Source organism: Campylobacter armoricus, assembly GCF_013372105.1.
Lineage (GTDB): Bacteria > Campylobacterota > Campylobacteria > Campylobacterales > Campylobacteraceae > Campylobacter_D > Campylobacter_D armoricus.
The window spans coordinates 1,217,779-1,234,158 of sequence record NZ_CP053825.1; the positions used below are offsets into that span (position 1 = coordinate 1,217,779).

General features: G+C 28.8%; 15 protein-coding genes and 1 tRNA gene. 6 read left to right on the forward strand and 10 right to left on the reverse strand.

Going from position 1 to position 16,380, the window contains the following annotated elements:
• Positions 1-7 precede the first annotated feature (7 nt).
• Positions 8-1,345 (reverse strand): sodium-dependent transporter, encoded by a 1,338-nt coding sequence (locus CARM_RS06225; RefSeq protein ID WP_139425687.1) that lies wholly within the window; start codon positions 1,343-1,345, stop codon positions 8-10.
• Between the two features lie 9 nt (positions 1,346-1,354).
• Positions 1,355-2,707, reverse strand: coding sequence for a sodium-dependent transporter (locus CARM_RS06230; RefSeq protein WP_139425685.1), 1,353 nt, complete (start codon positions 2,705-2,707; stop codon positions 1,355-1,357).
• A gap of 195 nt (positions 2,708-2,902) precedes the next feature.
• On the opposite strand from CARM_RS06230, the gene CARM_RS06235 reads away from it, so the two are divergent.
• The 4 genes from CARM_RS06235 to cetZ all read left to right on the forward strand — a co-directional run bounded on the left by CARM_RS06235 (position 2,903) and on the right by cetZ (position 5,158).
• A complete protein-coding gene (locus CARM_RS06235; protein WP_012661906.1) occupies positions 2,903-3,226 on the forward strand; it encodes a F0F1 ATP synthase subunit C in 324 nt (107 codons plus the stop codon).
• A gap of 26 nt (positions 3,227-3,252) precedes the next feature.
• A tRNA-Leu gene (locus tag CARM_RS06240) sits at positions 3,253-3,338 on the forward strand.
• A 22-nt stretch (positions 3,339-3,360) separates the two neighbouring features.
• Positions 3,361-3,795: a hypothetical protein gene (locus CARM_RS06245; protein WP_139425683.1), complete on the forward strand. Its 435-nt coding sequence runs from the start codon at positions 3,361-3,363 to the stop codon at positions 3,793-3,795.
• A 67-nt stretch (positions 3,796-3,862) separates the two neighbouring features.
• On the forward strand, positions 3,863-5,158 hold the full coding sequence (gene cetZ / locus CARM_RS06250) for an energy taxis response protein CetZ (protein WP_139425681.1): 1,296 nt from the start codon (positions 3,863-3,865) through the stop codon (positions 5,156-5,158).
• Positions 5,159-5,170: 12 nt separating this feature from the next.
• On the opposite strand, the gene CARM_RS06255 is transcribed toward cetZ, so the two are convergent.
• The 8 genes from CARM_RS06255 to CARM_RS06290 form a co-directional block, all read right to left on the reverse strand.
• Positions 5,171-6,331 carry a metal-dependent hydrolase gene (locus tag CARM_RS06255; RefSeq protein ID WP_139425679.1) on the reverse strand — a complete coding sequence of 387 codons (1,161 nt, stop codon included), beginning with the start codon at positions 6,329-6,331 and terminating at the stop codon, positions 5,171-5,173.
• On the reverse strand, positions 6,328-7,230 hold the full coding sequence (locus CARM_RS06260; protein ID WP_139425677.1) for an NAD(P)H-dependent glycerol-3-phosphate dehydrogenase: 903 nt from the start codon (positions 7,228-7,230) through the stop codon (positions 6,328-6,330). Before CARM_RS06260 ends, CARM_RS06255 begins: the two co-directional genes overlap by 4 nt.
• A 2-nt stretch (positions 7,231-7,232) precedes the next feature.
• Positions 7,233-8,651: an Asp-tRNA(Asn)/Glu-tRNA(Gln) amidotransferase subunit GatB gene (gene gatB, locus CARM_RS06265; protein WP_139425675.1), complete on the reverse strand. Its 1,419-nt coding sequence runs from the start codon at positions 8,649-8,651 to the stop codon at positions 7,233-7,235.
• A 123-nt stretch (positions 8,652-8,774) separates the two neighbouring features.
• Complete coding sequence (locus CARM_RS06270; protein ID WP_139425673.1) at positions 8,775-9,455, reverse strand: F0F1 ATP synthase subunit A; 681 nt, start codon at positions 9,453-9,455, stop codon at positions 8,775-8,777.
• Between the two features lie 79 nt (positions 9,456-9,534).
• The gene (gene radA / locus CARM_RS06275) at positions 9,535-10,875 is read right to left on the reverse strand and encodes a DNA repair protein RadA (RefSeq protein ID WP_139425671.1); all 1,341 of its coding nucleotides are present in this window, start codon (positions 10,873-10,875) and stop codon (positions 9,535-9,537) included.
• 30 nt (positions 10,876-10,905) lie between these two features.
• The gene (locus CARM_RS06280; RefSeq protein ID WP_139425669.1) at positions 10,906-12,798 is read right to left on the reverse strand and encodes a motility associated factor glycosyltransferase family protein; all 1,893 of its coding nucleotides are present in this window, start codon (positions 12,796-12,798) and stop codon (positions 10,906-10,908) included.
• Positions 12,795-13,661, reverse strand: coding sequence for a signal recognition particle-docking protein FtsY (gene ftsY / locus CARM_RS06285; protein WP_039665909.1), 867 nt, complete (start codon positions 13,659-13,661; stop codon positions 12,795-12,797). Before ftsY ends, CARM_RS06280 begins: the two co-directional genes overlap by 4 nt.
• Positions 13,661-14,206, reverse strand: coding sequence for a TlpA family protein disulfide reductase (locus tag CARM_RS06290; RefSeq protein ID WP_236103495.1), 546 nt, complete (start codon positions 14,204-14,206; stop codon positions 13,661-13,663). The genes ftsY and CARM_RS06290 overlap by 1 nt, the downstream gene beginning before the upstream one ends.
• A gap of 65 nt (positions 14,207-14,271) precedes the next feature.
• Between CARM_RS06290 and CARM_RS06295 the strand changes: the two genes are divergently transcribed.
• Together CARM_RS06295 and rny are read left to right on the forward strand one after the other, a co-directional pair.
• Positions 14,272-14,901, forward strand: a complete 630-nt coding sequence (locus CARM_RS06295) for a 5-formyltetrahydrofolate cyclo-ligase (RefSeq protein WP_139425667.1) — start codon at positions 14,272-14,274, stop codon at positions 14,899-14,901.
• On the forward strand, positions 14,825-16,378 hold the full coding sequence (gene rny, locus CARM_RS06300) for a ribonuclease Y (protein ID WP_139425665.1): 1,554 nt from the start codon (positions 14,825-14,827) through the stop codon (positions 16,376-16,378). Before CARM_RS06295 ends, rny begins: the two co-directional genes overlap by 77 nt.
• The last annotated feature ends 2 nt before the right edge of the window (positions 16,379-16,380 follow it).

Genomic DNA, 16,380 nt, shown 5'->3' on the forward strand with positions numbered 1-16,380 from the left:
TAATACCTTAGAAAAAAAGCTGTCTAGTCATAATTAAAATAACTGCTAGAGGTGAAACATATCTTAAAAAGATATACCAAATTTCAAAATACACCCCGCGCATAAAAGGATGAAATAAAATTTGTAAAGCTTCTTTTTTAAGCACAAAACCTACAAAAAACGCTGTAATTAAAGCAGAAATTGGCATTAATAAATTTTGTATGAAAAAATCTAAAATATCAAAAAAGCTTTTTCCAAAGAAATTTAAACTCGATGCACTTACATGATAAAAAGAAAGTATAGATAAACTTCCCAAAAAATACACAATCACACCCACAAAAACCAAGGCTTTTTTTCTTGAAATTTGATAACGATTTATAAGATAAAAAGTAAAAGGTTCTATCATAGAAATAGCTGAAGTAATTCCTGCAAAAAATAAAGCGATAAAAAAAGCTATGGCTAAAATATTTCCTAAAAATCCTAATTTCGCAAAAAGAGTTGTTAATGATATAAAAATAAGCCCTGGGCCTTGTTGAGTTGGATCAGCTCCAAATTCAAATATAAAAGTAAATACAATAAGCCCCATCATTAAGCCAATAATAGTATTAATAATGATAATATTTAAAGCGCTACTTATAAAATTTGTTCTATCAGGCAAACTTGCTGCATAAGTTAAAATCACACACACACCCAAAGACATACTAAAAAATGCAAGCCCTAGTGCATCTAATATAGAATTAACACTCAATTTTGAAAAATCAGGCACAAACAAAAACTCACTAGCCTTAGAAAAACCCTCCATACTAAAAGAATATCCAAGCATTAAAATAAGCAATATAAATAAACTTGGCATCATCCAAACATTAAGTTTTTCTATACCACTTTTAACACCTTTTGATACTACATAAAAAATCACTATAAATACAAAAGTAAAACATATAAATTGAGATAAAACATCTTGGGAAAGCAAATTTCCAAAAACGGCACCTGCTTCGTTTGTGTCTTTAGGTAATTCAAAAAACCCAAAATAAGCATATTTTGCTATCCAACCTATAACAACACTATAAAAAGACACCAAAATAATAGCACCTAGCATAAAAAATCCTGCATAAGACCATGCTTTTTTATTTTTAGGTGCTAAAGTATAATAAGCATTTACAGGATCTTTTTCACTAAGCTTTCCTATACTAAGCTCAGCTAGAAAAATAACAAAAGCTACACCTAAAGTTAAAAGTAAATATATAACCACAAACGCTGAACCACCATTATTACCTACTAAAGTTGGAAATTTCCAAGCATTTCCAAGTCCAACAGCTGAACCAGCCACTGCTAAAACAAAGCCTATTTTAGAAAATTTTTCATTCATCTTTTAACCTTAAAAAAATAATTGTTTTATCATGATTAAAATCACCGCTAAAGGTGAAATGTATCTTACAAAAAAATACCAACACTCAAAGTACTTACCTTTCATATAAGGATAAAATAAAGTTTGTAAAGCTTCTTTTTTAAGCACAAAACCTACAAATATGGCACCAAATAACCCACCTAAAGGCATCATTAAATTTGAAGCAATAAAATCTAATATATCAAAAAAGCTTTTCCCAAAAAATTCCAAAAAACCCTTACTCCACTCAATACTTGATAAAATACATAAACTACCCAAAATATATACAACAAAAGCTATAAACACCAAAGCTTTTTTTCTTGTAAAATTATAAGAATTGATTAAATAAAAAGTAAAAGGTTCTATCATAGAAACTGCTGAAGTAATCCCTGCAAAAAATAGTGCAATAAAAAAAGCTATGGCTAAAATATTTCCCAAAGGCAAAAAGCCAATTGGATCAATATTTGAGAATAAACTCATTAAAGATACAAAAATCAAACCTGGACCTTGTTGGGCTGGATTTCCATTAAATTCAAATATAAAAGTAAATACAATAAGCCCCATCATAATGCCGATGATAATGTTGATAATTATGATATTAATAGTACTTGTAATGAAATTTGTTTTATCAGATAAACTTGCTGAATAAGTTATAATTGAACCCACTCCGATAGACAAAGAAAAACAAGCAAGTCCTAAGGCACTTAAAAATGCCCCTACTCCAAGCTTAGAAAAATCCGGAGAAAACAAAAACTCACTAGCCTTAGAAAAACCCTCCATACTAAAAGAATATCCAAGCATTAAAATAAGCAATATAAATAAACTTGGCATCATCCAAACATTAAGTTTTTCTATACCACTTTTAACACCTTTTGATACTACATAAAAAATCACTATAAATACAAAAGTAAAACATATAAATTGAGATAAAACATCTTGGGAAAGCAAATTTCCAAAAACAGCACCGCTTTCTTCTATACTCTTTGGCAAAGGAAAAAATCCAAAATAAGCATACTTAACAATCCATCCTATAATCACACTATAAAAAGAGACAATTAAAATAGCACCTATTAAAGAAAAACCAACTATAGACCAAGCTCTTTTATATTTTGGTGCTAAAGTATAATAAGCATTTACAGGATCTTTTTCACTAAGCTTTCCTATACTAAGCTCAGCTAGAAAAATAACAAAACCAACACCTAAAGTCAAAAGCAAATATAAAAGCACAAAAGCAGAACCGCCATTTTGTCCTACTAAAGTTGGAAATTTCCAAGCATTTCCAAGTCCAACAGCTGAACCAGCCACTGCTAAAACAAAGCCTATTTTAGAAAATTTCTCATTCATAAAGATAACCTTAAATTTTATAAACTATAAAAAACTTTTAATGTAGCTAAAAAAAACTTTAATTTATTTTAAAATATATTACTTTAATTTAAATTTCAATAATTTTAAAGTTATATTAGTGTATGATTTTAACTTTACAAATCACGAGTAGGGATACGCAAGCCGAAAGGATTTAAATCTTTATAAGGAAAAATTATGAAAAAAATCGTATTTTTAATGTTAGCTTTAAGCGGTTTTGCATTTGCAGCTGAAGGTTCTATGAATCAATGGTTAGCTTCATTTTCAATTTTAGCAGCAGGTTTAGGACTTGGTGTTGCAGCTTTAGGTGGAGCTATTGGTATGGGCAACACTGCAGCAGCAACTATTGCAGGTACAGCTAGAAATCCTGGTCTTGGTGGTAAATTAATGACTACTATGTTTATCGCTTTAGCGATGATTGAAGCTCAAGTTATTTATGCACTTGTTATTGCTCTTATCGCTCTTTATGCTAATCCATTCCAAGCATTAGTAGCAGCTTAATACAAAAAGCCCTTTTTGGGCTTAATGCGGTTATGGTGGAATTGGTAGACACGCCATCTTGAGGGGGTGGTGCGCTTTGCGTGTGCGAGTTCAAATCTCGCTAACCGCACCATTTCTAAGGAATCTTAAATAAAATGACTTTCTATATTTTAATCAGTGCATTAGCTTTTTTAATTCTTTTTTTTGCTATCAAAAATTATACTTTAAAATTAGATGAGAAAAAACTAATTGAACCTATAAAAACAAATATATATCCTGAATTTTGTGATTTAATCAATGAAGAGATGAGAAAAATAAAAAATAAGGTTTTGCAAAAAGAAATTCAACTCAAAGATGAAAATAAAAATGATGAATTTTTAGAAATACTTAGCAATATGAGTAGAAAACTCAATCATATACAAACAATGAATTTAAGTAAAAAAAATAATTCTTTATGGGAGGAGACATTATTTGAATTTTTAAACAAACTTGAAAACTTCAATGAAAAATATATTAAAAATTATGAAGAAATCAATGAAGAAATGAGAAAATCCCTCCAAGAAAAATTTTCTGCTTTAACAAAAAATTAATATAAAAGATTTTTTTATTTTAAAACTACATATATAATTTCAAAACTTATAATACTAAGGGGTAAATATGTTTGGCAATAAGAAAAAAATAAATGAAAAAATAGTTCAATTAGAACAATCTAATCAATCTTTTCAAGATATATTTAATGCCATTAGCAACACAATGGCTATGATAGAATTCCAAATTGATGGAACTATTATTACTGCAAATGAAAACTTTTTAAAAACAATGAATTACTCTCTAGATGAAATCAAAGGAAAGCATCATAGTATGTTTTGTTTGCCAGAAGTAGTTAAATCTCAAAGATATGTTGATTTTTGGAAAGATTTAAGAAACGGAAAATCTAGAAATGGACTTTTTAGACGCATTGCAAAAGGTGGTAAAGATATATACTTAGAAGCTAATTATCTACCAATTATCAATCAAAACAATGAAGTTTATAAAGTTATTAAGTTTGCAAATGATATTACACAAAGACACTATGAAATGCTTGATTTAAAAAACACCATTGATGCTGCTAATCGCTCTATGGCTATTATCGAATTTAATCCTTATGGAGAAATCCTAAATGCTAATGAAAACTTCACTCAAACTATGGGATATTCACTAAACGAAATAAAAGGAAAGCATCATAGTATGTTCTGTGAAGAAAAGTTTAGAAACTCAAAAGAATACACAATATTCTGGGAGGAACTAAGAAGTGGTAAATTCCAATCAGGAAAATTTATACGCTATGGAAAAAATAATAAATTAATCCATTTAGAAGCAAGTTACAATCCTATAAAAAACGACGATGGAGAAATTTATAAAGTTATAAAATTCGCAACAGATATTACAGATCAAGTAGTTAGAGATGAAGAAAAGTTAAAACTTATTAGCGAGTTAGCTGAACAAAATGACAATCTAACCCAAGAAGGCGATAGTGTTATAGAAAATACGGTTCAAAATATTCAAAGCATTGCTGATATGATGAATAATAGTAGCAATTTGGTTTCTTCTTTAAATGAGCAATCAGAAGAAATAAAAAATATCATTCAAACTATTAGTGATATAGCCGATCAAACCAATCTTTTAGCACTAAATGCTGCCATAGAAGCAGCGCGTGCGGGTGAACATGGTAGAGGCTTTGCTGTGGTTGCAGATGAAGTTAGAAATCTAGCCGAAAGAACTGGACACTCAGTAAATGAAATTACTACCACCATTAATTCTATCAGAAATGTAACAGCTGAAGTAGTTCAAAGTATAAAAGATGGCTTAAGTGGTGTAAATCAAAGCGTAGATTTAGCTAAAGAAGCTAGAGAGTGTATGGAAAAAATTAGAAATAGCTCCGCTCAGGTAGCACAAGCTATGCAAAATAAATAAGAGTTTTAGCCTTTAAAGGCTAAAAACTTTTCCTTTTATAAAATGCTTTATTACTTTGCCTTCTAATTTATCATTTTTATATAAATCTTTCCCATTATAGGAAGTATTTTCATCAAACACAACTAAATCAGCATCATAGCCAATTTCTATTTTTCCTTTATTTAGACCCAAAAATTGTGCTTGATTGTAACTTGTAAAATCACACAATTCTTTCCAAGTTAAAAAACCTTCTTTTACTAAATTAAAACACAAACTCATATACATAGCTATAGCATTAATTCCAAAATCTGCTTCATCAAAAGCCAAATCTTTCCTGGAACTAGGAGTATGTAAAGAAGTTAAAAAAGTGATATTTCCATTTTGAAGCATTCTCATAAGGTGTGAAAGTTCATTTTTAGATCTTAATGGAGGTAGAATTTTTGCATAAGTATTAAAATTTTCACAAGCATTTTCATCTTTAATTAAATGGTGAATTGAAATTTCACTTTGATGATTTTCTAAAAGTTCAAAAGATTTTATAATACCCAAAGCACCAAAACAAGCATTGTTTCCATAAAATTCCACCAACTCTTTCATTTTTGCTACTTCACTAATTTCAGCTATATCGCTAATTCCTATAAGTCCAAGTTCAAAGCTCATCTTACTATCATTCATAACACCATGGTCATCAAAACTCTCATCAAAGCATTTTAAGAATATAGGGCTTGATTTCATACTAGCATATTGCATACATTGTCTTAAATAATTTGCTCCTAAAGTGCTTGAAAGCTCCAAACCTTCAGCACCCAAGTCTATTAAAGTTGCAATATTTTTTAATTTTCCTGTTTTATCTAATACATTAATAGTAGGTAGAATATTAATATCTAAAGATTTTAACTTATCAAAATAAAGTGCATAACCTTGAGTGTTAGCTTCTAAACTATCTTTTAAAACTATAGTTCCAACCCCACCTCTTAAGCATGCTTTTTCTAGATTATATAATTTATCTATACTAAATTCATTATCAAGCAAACTCACATTTAAATCAATAAACGAAGGAAGCAAAGTCTTACCCTCTATGTCAATAATTTGCTCATCATCATTTAAATCATTAGCAATTTGAGTAATTTTTCCATCTTCTATTTTAAGATCAAGCTTTTGCTCACCATAAATTTTTGCATTTTTGATAATCATGATATTTCCTCCTTTGATGACATTAAATCTTTCAAAGATTTCCAAGCATTTTTACCCTCTAGCATTAAGACCACTTCATTAACGATTGGAGTATAAATTTGAAATTGTTTTGATAAAGAATGTATTGCATAAGCCGTTTGCACCCCCTCAGCTACCTCGCCAAGTTCTGTTAAAATATCTTTTATATTTTTATCACTAGCTAAACTCAAACCTACTCTATAATTTCTAGATAAATTACTTGAAGCTGTTAAAAATAAGTCTCCAGCTCCACTAAGTCCTAAAAAAGTTTCTTCTTTGGCATTGAAAAATTGTCCAAAACGATGCATTTCTACCAAACCTCTTGAAACCAAAGAAGCCCTTGCATTATTACCCAAATTTAAACCATCACAAACTCCGCTAGCAATTGCTAAAACATTTTTATATGCACCGCAAACTTCAGCACCTTTAACATCAGAGCTTGTATAAGTTTTAATATAATTTGGAAAAAAACTTGCAAATTGATTACAAAGTTCTTGATTTTCTCCACTAACAACCAAAGCACAAGGTTTTTTTTCTAAAACTTCACTTGCAAAAGAAGGACCGCTTAAAAAACAAAGTCTATCCTTGCTTATAAATTCACTAAAAACCTCATCCATAAATTTTAAACTTTTACAATCAATACCCTTAGAAGCAACAAGAATTTTTTGATTTAAATCTTTAAAATTATTTGCAAGCCACTCATGTATTCCTTGAGCGTATAAAGCAAAAACTAAATATCCATATTCTAAAGCTTCTTTGGTGCTAACAAAATAAGAAAGATCTTTTTCGTGAAAAGAAGTTATTACGCATTCATTTTTAACACTCAATGCATCATATAAAGCACTTCCCCATTTTCCTGCACCAATAACTGCTATTTTCATATTTAACCAAGTTTTGCTTTTAAAATTTCATTCACTTTAGCAGGATTAAATGCACCTTTACCTGCTTTCATTGCTTGACCAACAAAGAAACCAAAAAGTTTATCTTTGCCACTTTTATATTCAGCTACTTTATCTTCATTACTTGCTAAAATTTCATCAATAATCTTTTCAATCGCACCATCATCACTTACTTGTTTTAAACCAAGCTTTTCAATAGCATCATCAATTTCAACTTCTGTGTTTTCAAACACATAAGCTAAGATATCTTTACCTGCTTTAGCACTAATAACACCTTCTTCTATGCGTTTGATCAAAACAGCTAATTTTTCTTGCTTTATAGGTGAGTTTTCTATAGTCAATTCACCTTTTAAAAGTCCCATTAACTCGGTCGTAAGCCAAGTAATACAAAGTTTTGGATTTAATTTTTGATCAATTAAATACTCAAAATATCTACAAAGTTCTAATGAAGATACAATCACTTCACTATCACTTTCTTTAATGCCTAGTTCATTAACAAATCTAGTTTTTTTCTCATCAGGAAGTTCTGGTATATTTTGATTTAACATTTCATTATCTAAAATCACAGGCAAAAGATCAGGATCAGGGAAATATCTATATTCTGCTGAGTCTTCTTTACCTCTCATACTTCTAGTTATTAAATTAACCGTATCAAACAATCTTGTTTCTTGCACCACTTCTTGCTCATATTTCCCATCTTCCCAAGCTTCACTTTGGCGTTTTACTTCATACTCAATCGCCTTTTGGATAAAACGAAATGAATTTAAGTTTTTAATCTCGACTCTAGTATAAAGCTTATTATCACCCTTTGGACGAATGCTAACATTAGCATCACATCTAAAACTCCCCTCTTGCATATTCGCATCAGAAATATCTAAAAATCTTATAATAGAATGCAATTTCTTAAGATAAGCAACCGCTTCATCAGAGCTTCTAAGTTCAGGCTCACTAACGATTTCAAGCAAAGGCGTACCTGCTCTATTTAAATCTACCTTTGAAAAATTACTTTCGTGTATATTTTTTCCTGCATCTTCTTCCAAATGAGCTCTAGTGATACCTATGCGTTTATTTTCTCCATTTACATTGATAAACAACTCACCATTTTCCACTATAGGTATATCAAATTGTGAAATTTGATAAGCTTTTGGTAAATCAGGATAAAAATAATTTTTTCTATTAAAAATACTTTTTTTATTTATAGTTGCATTAACTGCTTTTCCAAATGCTATAGCTTTTTTAACTGCTTCTTGATTTAATACAGGCAAAGCACCTGGTAAAGCTAGGCATGTTGGACATACATTTGTATTTGATTTTTCTCCAAAAGAAGTTGCACATGAGCAAAAAATTTTTGTTTTTGTATTTAATTGTGCATGAACTTCAAGTCCTATAACAACTTCAAACATTAAAATTTCCCTTAAAAATTTTTATTTATTTTAGCGTTTTTTATTTCAAAAAGAGTTTAAAAAAGAATAAAAGAAGAATATTAGAAAAGAAAAAAGCAAAAAATATTTTTTGCTTTTTAAAAATTAATGATGTTCATCAACTATAGTTGCACCTGCTAAATAAACATAAGTTAAAATCATAAAAATAAAAGATTGTAAAAATGCCATAAAAGTTAAAAGCATATAAGCAGGTAAAGGTGCTACCCAAGGCACAAGTGCTAAAATAACTGCCAAGAATAAATCATCTCCTTTAATATTTCCAAATAAACGGAAAGATAAAGAAATAACTCTTGAAAAATGAGAAACAATTTCTATAGGAAACATTAATGGTGCTAAAATTTTTACAGGCCCCATAAAATGTGCAAAATATTTAAAAAATCCTTGAGTTCTAATGCCTTCAAAATGATAATATATAAATACAATAATAGCCAAAGTTGCACTAAAATTTAAACTTGCACTTGGTGCTTCAAATCCAGGAATAATACCTATAATATTACTAAAAAAAACTATAAAACCTATTGTTGCTACTAAAGGTAAATATTTTCTAGCAGCTTCATCACTACCCATGGTATCTTTCCCCATACTTAGAATGCCTTCCATATATGCTTCAGCTAAATTTTGACTACCCCTTGGAACAATTTGCATTGATCTTGTCGCAAGCTTTGCTAGAATTAAAGAAATTACAACCACTATACCCAAATGAAAAAAGTATGCGAAAGTATGACTAGAATCTATAAAAGAACTAAATAAAAATAAATCCTTCATTAAAAATCCTTAGCAGAATGTTTCAAAGCTAATATTATAAAAAAAAAATGCTTATATTTTAATGAAAAAATGCTTATTTTTACATCCACTCCAAAACTTCTTTTAAATCTTTTGCTATAAAGCACTTTAAGCTGAGTTCTTCCATAGGTTTAACCGGAACTATAGCATTTTTAAATTTTTGCATTTTTGCTTCTTTTAAACGCGTATCGAGTGAAAATACCTCCTTAATCTCGCCATTTAAACTAAGCTCTCCCACAAAAACACTATCTTTACTTAAAGGTCTATTTTTAAAACTAGAAATTATAGCCGCAACCACAGCCAAATCAGCTCCTGTTTCATTTATCTTCACTCCACCACTTACATTTATGAAAACATCATATCTTCCAAGTGGAATTTCAAGCTTGCGTTCAAGTAAAGCTATTAACATATCTAAACGATTTTTTTCATATCCTGTAGCACTTCTTTTAGGATAAGTGCTTTCACAAACTAAAGCTTGAATTTCAAGCACCAAAGCTCTACTTCCTTCCATTACTACACTTAAAGCACTTCCACTAACTGCCTTTCCTCTTGTAAAAAATCTATTAGCTACATCTTTAGCACTAATTAAACCCTTTGAAGTCATTTCAAAAATTCCGATTTCACTTATATTTCCAAAGCGATTTTTAAAACCTCTTAAAATTCTTACTTCTTTATTAGTATCACCTTCAAAATAAAGCACTACATCTACCATATGCTCCAAAATTCTAGGACCTGCTATGGCTCCATCTTTTGTTATATGACCTATTATAAAAGTGCTTATATTATTTGCTTTGCAAAAACGCATAAGTTCAAAAGTAATTTCTCTAACTTGAGTTATACTACCTGCTGCTGAAGTGATTTTATTAGAATATAAAGTCTGTATAGAATCAATGATTAAAATTTCATAATCTTTTTTAGAAAGTTCGCTTAAAATATCTTCTAAACAAAGTTCAGTTAATAAAAACAAACTCTCACAATTTGCATTTAAACGATCTGCACGCATTTTGATTTGCGATTTACTCTCTTCTCCGCTTACATACAAGACTTTTTTACCACTTCTTGCTAAATTTGAAGCAATTTTTAATAAAAGTGTAGATTTACCAATCCCGGGAGAGCCTCCGATTAAAACCAAAGATCCAACTACAAGCCCACCGCCTAAAACCAAATCAAGCTCGCTATCTTGAGTGCTTATACGAGTAAAATTTTCTACTATAACATCATTAATACATACTGCAGAACTTGGAGTACTTGAAAAAGAATTTAATTCTTTTAAAATTTTAATTTGTTCTTGTTTTAATTCTATAAAACTATCCCAAGAGCCACAATCAGGACATTTTCCAAGCCATTTACTTTGTTGATTTCCGCAAGCTTGACATTCAAATAAAATTTGTTTTTTAGCCATTTAATCACCTAATTTTTAAAAAATTATATATTAATTAGCTTTTAAATTTCTTTTTACAAGCTCTTCTTTTAAAGGATTTATATTGTTTTTGATCTCTTCTTTTAATAATTTAATATTTGCTATTAAAACCTCAAATAAAAATACATGATCTTTAATCCATGTTATATTTTTACCAAGCCATTCTTCTTCATTTTTAGGATTTAAAACATAAATTCTTGCTAAATTAAATTCAAATTGCTGCAAAAAAGGTCTAATAAATTCATATAAAAAAGTTTTACAATACTCATCAAGTTTTGTTTTATAAATATCTAAATCATTTATACTTTTAATTATCAATTCTTTCTTGTCTTTAAATGCTGTCAAAGCTTGAATTTTATTTTCTATTTGTATTAGATTTTCAAAATAAAGTTCAAAATCTTTAATAAATCCATCACAAAACTCTAAATTATCATTAATTACTTTATAACTTTGCAATAACAAATCATCTTGAGTTTTTTTATCTAATGGCGATGGTTTTTCAAAAGGCTTTGTTAAATTTTCATCTAAAAATTCTTCACAACACTCTTTAAATGGTTTTTCTATAGTGCCTTCTATCCTAGCTCCACCTTCTGTGGCATTATAAAATTTAAAACCTTTTTTGCTAGCTATATAATTTTGTATAGTGAGTCTAAATGTATTCCAAGTACTATGAGTAAAAACTTCGCCATACCCTCCATAAGCTGTAGATAATTCTTTTGTCATATTACTTTCATAACCTGCACCATAAATGTAATCTTTAGGATGCGAACTACCATCTTTCCCATATGCTAAATCTTGACCTATAAAAATGATATTTTCATGATTTAACTCACATGCTATATGCAAAGCATTTAAAGCAACAGTACTACCTGCTGATAAATTACCAAAACTATTTAAATTTAGATTGTCAATAAATTTAGTTGTATAAGGAACTAGTGTATATTTTCTATTTGTTTTTTCCAAATATTCAATTGATAACGAATGCACCAATCCTACTAAAATAAAAATAATATCTTTATCTATATTTTCATAATTTTGTTTTAATAATTCAGATGTTACTTCAGTTCTTTCACTCATTAAAACAAAATCAGGTTTAATATCATTTTTTGCTAATATAGAATAAGCACTATCAACACAAAATATACTAAATTGATCTTGATATTGTTTAAGCAAGGAAAGTTGCTTACTCAAAGATGGTCCAGTAGATACTATAATAGCTGATTTTACTTGATTTTTATTAGAATTTATGAAGACTTGAAGTGGAAAATTACTAATCATTTTAGGCAAATTATAAATAAATTGTGCTATACCTTGTAGAGTATCTTTTATATCATCGCCTTGATATATAACAATAGTTTTTAAACATTGGATAATTTTTTCACTTAAATTTAATATCTTTTCATGGTATATTTCATAATATTCATTATGCAAATGCAAATCATAAAGTCTTAAAAAATTAAAAAATGGAGGAGTTTGAAAAAAATTCATTAAATCTAACTCAGAAATATCACTATTTAAAATTATAAGTCTTTGTTCTTTTAATTCTTGAGAAAAATCTATAAAACTAAAGGCTAAATATAAAATTTCAAGTTCATCTTCAAAAACAACTATATGCTTTAAATGATGATTTTGCAATAAACTTTTATATAAAATTCCATTGCCAAAACCATAAAAATACAAAATAGGATATAAAAGATATTTATCATTATAAAAAGAAATTTTTTCTTGCAAATGTAAATTTGGATTTTGATAAATTGGAGTATTAGTTTGCACATTTAAAAAATTTAACTCTATATACCCCCCCCCATTTTCTATTTTTTGAAATTGATTTATCTTTATATCTTTTAATTTATTATACAAATAAGGATTATTTAATGCGGTTAAATTTTTTGATAAAACACTCATTTAAAAATAGGCTCCAAAATAGCTTCTAAGTATTCTTTAACATTAAATTCGCAAATATCATCCATTTTTTCACCCACACCTACATAAATAATAGGCAACTCAAGCTCTCTTGCTATACTAAATAAAGCCCCACCTTTTGCAGTACCATCAAGCTTTGTAATTACAACCCCATCTAGCTTTACAAGCTCATTAAAAGCCTTAGCTTGTAAAATTCCAGCCACTCCTTGAGTCCCATCTAATACTAAAATTTTTCTATGTGGAGCTCCTTGCATCGCTTTAGCACTAATACGAACAATTTTTTCTAATTCATTTGCTAAATTTTTTTGATTTTGCAAGCGTCCTGCGGTATCAAGCAAAACTCTATCATATCCTTTTGCTAAAGCTTTTGATATAGCATCATAAGCAACAGCTGAGGGATCATGTCCTTGAGAAGTAGCAATGATATCCATATCAAGTTTTTGAGCCCAAAGTTTGAGTTGTTCTATAGCTCCTGCTCTAAAAGTATCACACGCTCCAAGTATGACTTTTTCATTATTTTTTTTATGCAAATTAGCCATTTTAGCTATGCTTGTAGTTTTACCAACTCCATTTACTCCCAAAATCAAATCAACAAAAGGTTTAGCGTTAATAGTTTGTGGCTTATCATAGATAAAATAAGTTCCCATTACACGCTCTAAATCAGCTTTTTTAACCTCATCATTTGGCGGTAAATAATAAATAATTTCTTCTACTATTTCATAAGCCACATCAGCTTCTAAAAGCATTTCTTCTAAAAGATCTTTTGTGATGACTTTGTTGTCTGCTTTGACTAAATTAATACTTTCTAAGGTTTTTTTTAAACCATTTTTTAAAAATCCAAACATTACATTATCACTTTTTGTATATCTATATCTAACATTTCTTCAGGAATCATTCCTAAATATTCTTTAATTTTTTCCCCGTTAGTATCAAATAATACCATAGTTGGAATAGCATTAACATTTAAAATTTTAGAAAAAATAAAATTATTTTCCCCTAAAGCTACCGGAAAATTCATTTTATTTTCTTGTATAAAATCAATTACTTCTTGATTTTTATTTTCCTCTAAAGATAGTGCTATAACTTCGAATCTATCTTGATATTTTTTTTGCAAATTATTTAAATGAGGAATTTGTGCTTTACATGGAGCACACCAAGTAGTAAAAAATACAAACAATTTTGCTTTAGAATTATCATCAAAACTAAAACCTTGCTCATAACTTTTAATAAACATTTTTCTACCATCAATGAATTTTAAAGTAAAATTAATATTATTGCTTTGAGATAGACTTGAATTATCTGAATTTTCAACAGTTGAATTTTTTTTATCATTTGAACATGAAAATAAAAAAAACATAGAAAAAACCATTAACAAAATTTTAAATTTCAAAGAATATCCTTATATTTTTTTAAGCTTAAAAGTATAACATAAAAAGTTAAAACCTAAGGAAAGCTTTGATAAAAAATAGTTTTAGAGTAGAACAAAAAAATAAGCTCAAACAAAAATTAAACTACCAATACAAACAGGATTTTTTAGTCTATAAAGAAATAAAGAAAATACTCAAATTTTATAAAAATTGTAAGAATATTCTTATATATATTCCTTTAAAATACGAAGTAAATCTTTATAAATATAGGCATTTTCTAGCAAAAAAATATCAAATTTTTGTTCCATTTATGCAAGATAAAAGTTTAAAGGTAGTAAAATTAAGATTAGCTCTTGATAAAAAGAGTTTTGGGGTATATGAACCAAAAAATTCTTTTTTACAAACTCAAATAGATGTAGCAATCATTCCTGTTATAGGTGTTGATGCAAATTTAGGTAGAGTGGGTCATGGTCAAGGCTTCTATGATAGGTTTTTCGAATCAATTTCTTATAAAAAACCTTTAGTTATTTTTACACAAATAATAGATGCAAGAAGTCATCAATTTTTTAGTCAAAACCATGATATAAAAGGGAATTTTTATATAAACCCTTATAAAAAATATTTTAGGAAAGTAAAAAACAATGATAGAAATATTAGTCGCATTAATAGCCGTTTTTATAGGCGCAGGGATTGGATATGTAGTCGCCAAAAAGATTAATGATGCAAATTTCAATATCTTTTTAGAGCAAGCAAAAGCAAAAGCAAAAGCTATAGAATACGAAGCTGAATTAGTTCTTAAAGATGCAAAAAATTCTGTGGCTGAAGCTGAATTTAGTGCAAAGAAAAAATTTGATGAAAAATTACAAAAACTTCAAAAAGAGCATTCTAGTAAAATAGAAGATTTAAACAAAAAAGAACAATTTTTAAATCATCAAGAAAAACTTCACGAAGAAAGTAAAAATAAACTCATCAAAGAAAAACAAGATATGAAAGCCTTGATAGAAGAAAATGAGAATTTAAAGCACAAATATACTCAAAAACTCAATGATGTTTTAAAAATTCTTGAACACTCAGCTGGACTTACTCAAGAAGAAGCTAAAACTATAATCTTACAAAAAACCGAAGAAAAATCAAGAGATGAAATCGCACATATAGTTAGAAAATACGAAGAAGAAGCGAGAAATGAAGCTAAGAGAAAGGCTAATTTTATTTTAGCTCAAGCTACTTCAAGATTTGCTGGAGAATTTGCAGCTGAAAGACTTATAAATGTAGTAAATATCAAAAATGATGAATTAAAAGGACGCATTATAGGTAAAGAAGGCAGAAATGTAAAAACTTTAGAAATGGTTTTAGGAGTAGATATTATCATAGATGATACACCTGGGGCAATTATAGTAAGTTGCTTTAACCTTTATAGACGCGCAATAGCCACCAAAGTAATAGAACTTTTAGTAGAAGATGGAAGAATCCAGCCTGCGAGAATAGAAGAAATTCATGAAAAAGTTTGTAAAGATTTTGAAGATAATATCCTAGAAGAAGGGCAAACTATAGTAATGGATTTAGGATTAAATCAAATTCATCCTGAAATTGTTAAATTAATAGGAAAATTAAGATATAGAGCAAGTTATGGACAAAATGCACTAGCTCATTCTTTAGAAGTAGCCCACTTAGCAGGTATAATCGCAGCTGAATGCGGTGGAGATGAAAAACTCGCAAGAAGAGCTGGAATTTTACACGATATAGGCAAAGCCCTAACGCATGAATTTGAAGGTTCTCATGTGGATTTAGGTGCTGAGCTTTGTAAAAGATATAAAGAACACCCAGTGGTAATTAATGCAATTTATGCTCATCATGGCCACGAAGATGCTACAAGTATAGAATCAGCAGCAGTTTGTACAGCAGATACACTAAGTGCAGCTAGACCTGGTGCAAGACGCGAAGTTTTAGAAGCTTTCTTAAAAAGAGTTAGCGAGCTTGAAGATATAGCAAAAAGTAAAGAAGGGGTTAAAAAAGCATATGCAATTAATGCTGGTAGAGAAATTAGAGTCATAGTCAATGCAAAATTAATCAATGATGATGAATCTATACTTTTGGCTAAAGAAATTGCTGAAGAAATTCAAGAAAAAGTTCAATATCCTGGTGAAATTAAAGTTAATGTTATCAGGGAAATAAGAGCTATTGATTTTGCAAGATAAGG